At 55.3% G+C, this 2,386-nt stretch carries 3 protein-coding genes; all 3 read right to left on the reverse strand.

Annotated elements, in window-relative coordinates; genetic code table 11:
* Window positions 1-30 precede the first annotated feature (30 nt).
* Complete coding sequence (tnpC, locus tag DW49_RS0124090) at window positions 31-1,557, reverse strand: IS66 family transposase (RefSeq protein ID WP_024421476.1); 1,527 nt, start codon at window positions 1,555-1,557, stop codon at window positions 31-33.
* A gap of 61 nt (window positions 1,558-1,618) precedes the next feature.
* A complete protein-coding gene (gene tnpB / locus DW49_RS1000000133830) occupies window positions 1,619-1,954 on the reverse strand; it encodes an IS66 family insertion sequence element accessory protein TnpB (RefSeq protein WP_024421477.1) in 336 nt (111 codons plus the stop codon).
* Window positions 1,951-2,283: an IS66-like element accessory protein TnpA gene (gene tnpA, locus DW49_RS1000000132565; protein WP_005614101.1), complete on the reverse strand. Its 333-nt coding sequence runs from the start codon at window positions 2,281-2,283 to the stop codon at window positions 1,951-1,953. Before tnpA ends, tnpB begins: the two co-directional genes overlap by 4 nt.
* Between the last annotated feature and the right edge of the window lie 103 nt (window positions 2,284-2,386).

The following is a 2,386-nucleotide window of genomic DNA, read 5'->3' on the forward strand; positions in this document are numbered from 1 at the left end:
GTATCCGTCTGGCCATCACGTCTTGCGTAACTAAACTGGTTTCCAGTTATGCGGCAGTAACTGACCAATCTCACTCGCCCGATGCGTCGGCAGGCGCGTGAGAACATCTTTCAAGTACGCATACGGGTCATGGCCGTTGAGCCGCGCAGACTGGATCAAACTCATGATCGCAGCCGCTCGCTTTCCGCTGCGCAGTGAACCTGCGAAGAGCCAGTTCTTACGACCAAGGGCCCATGGCCGCATCTGGTTCTCGGCCCAATTATTATCTATGGGTACGGCCCCGTCCTCAAGGTAGCGCGACAGCGCTACCCAGCGTCTCAAGCTGTAATCCAACGCTCTGCTAATCGCTGAGCCTTCGGGCACGAGATCACGCTGGGCGATCATCCAGGCATGCAGCATTTCCATCACCGGTACGGCCTTTTCTTGCCGTATTCGATATCGTAACTCCGGTTCCAGGTCGCGGGCTTCGCGTTCTATTTCGTACAGCAACTGAATGTAGCGCAGGGCCTGTTCGGCAAGCGTGCTTTTGTTGGTGGCATGCAGTTCAAAGAACTTGCGTCGCGCATGGGCCATGCAGCCGATCTCGGTCACGCCGAGTTCAAAGCTGGCCTTGTATCCGCCAAAATCATCGCAGACCAGCTTGCCCTTCCAGTCTTGCAGGAAGTTGCGAGCATGTTCACCAGCGCGGCTTGGGCTGAAATCGTAAACGACAGCTGCTGTTTCGCAGAACTGGCCAGTGGCATAAGCCCAGACATAAGCACGATGAGTTTTCTTCTCACCCGGTGAAAGCATCTGCACCGGTGTTTCATCGGCGTGGACTATGTTCTGTTCCAGTACTACATCGCGCAGTGCATCGGCCAAAGGCTGCAACTGCACACCGGTAACGCCAACCCACTGGGCCAGAGTAGAGCGCGAAATGCCCAGCCCAGCTCGACCAAAGATTAACTCTTGGCGGTAAAGCGGAAGATGGTCAGCAAACTTTGCGATCATGACATGCGCCAGCAAGCCGGCTGTCGGGATGCCTTTGTCGATGATCTGCGCTGGAACAGGTGCCTGAATCAGCGTTTCGCAATCTTCACACACCCACTTGCCACGGACATGACGCTCGACGGTAAACACGCCGGGCGTGTAATCCAGTTTTTCGCTGACGTCCTCACCAATACGTTTGAGTGCGCAGCCACATGTGCATTGCGTGTTGTCCGGCTCATGCAGAATCAACGTGCGTGGAAACGCTGCTGGTAATGCAGTGCGCTTGGGCTTTTGTTTTTTCTCGGTCGCCACAGGCACTGTTTGTAAAGCCTGAAGCTCTTCTTCAATCGCTGCGATGTCAGTATCGATCAGATCATCCAGCAAACTGGTTTGCAGGGGGTTCAACTGTTCGCTGCGCTTGGCAAACTTGAAGCGCTTGAGCTGGGCGATCTCGTGGGTCAGCTTTTCGATAATCGCCTGATCGTGATGGATCTTCTTGCCCATTGTCTCGACTTGCGACATCAACTGCGCAGCCAAAGCACGCAGTTGGTCGGGGGATAAGTGGTCGAGAGAGGGCAAGGAAGTCATGCCGTTGATTTTGCCAGAGCAGACGGCGCTCGACGATACACCGATAGGCTAATGGCAGAGGTTAAAGCAATGTGATCGCACCGCTCGATCCAGCGCGCTGCCACGGCAGACCCAGTATCAGTGCATGAAGCTGCTCAGTTTCGAGTGCCATTTGCGAACCATGGCGCACGCCTGGCCAATGAAACTTGCCCTGATTCAAGCGGCGTGCCGCCAGCCAAACGCCAAACCCGTCATGCACCAGAACTTTCATGCGAGTGGCCCGGCGGTTGGCAAACAGATAAGCGCAGTGCGGCTTCGCCGCACCGAAAACAGTGATCACTCTGGCCAACGCCGTCTCGGTGCCTGCGCGCATATCCATCGGCTCGGTGGCGAGCCAGATAGCATCGATACGAATCATCGCAGCAAGTCTCGAAGAAAAGTCGCGCAGGCAGCAGCACTTTCAGTTGGCCAGTTCACTTTGACAGTGCCACGAGGGTGCTCAATCTCGACGCAGATGTTCGGCGAAGCGGTGTGCTGATTTACTGCGTTCGTCGGCAGAGGTAGCGGAATGAAGGCAGGTTGAAGCGCTGTGCTTTTTGGCGCTTGCAACCGAATCCATTTGTGGACGAGGTTGGCGTTGAGGTTATGGTGCAGAGCGATGCTGGCAATTGAAGCACCGGGCTGGGCACACTCTTGAATGACCTGAATCTTGAAGGATTTGGAATAGGAACGACGTGTTGGCTGCATGAATTACCCGCTTAAAAGGCTAGAACTGGTGTCCACCTGAATTTAAGTGCACACCATGTCTGGGCTTTGCGGGGTTGGGTAGGTGACTTGGCCGGACGGATAC

Origin of the sequence: Pseudomonas avellanae BPIC 631 (genome assembly GCF_000444135.1) — a bacterium.
Classification (GTDB): Bacteria; Pseudomonadota; Gammaproteobacteria; order Pseudomonadales; family Pseudomonadaceae; genus Aquipseudomonas; species Aquipseudomonas avellanae.

Bases quoted from the DNA above. Each gene is read 5' to 3' on its own strand.
- tnpC (WP_024421476.1), bottom strand. From the start codon at position 1,557: ATGACTTCCTTGCCCTCTCTCGACCACTTATCCCCCGACCAACTGCGT.
- tnpB (WP_024421477.1), bottom strand. From the start codon at position 1,954: ATGATTCGTATCGATGCTATCTGGCTCGCCACCGAGCCGATGGATATG.
- tnpA (WP_005614101.1), bottom strand. From the start codon at position 2,283: ATGCAGCCAACACGTCGTTCCTATTCCAAATCCTTCAAGATTCAGGTC.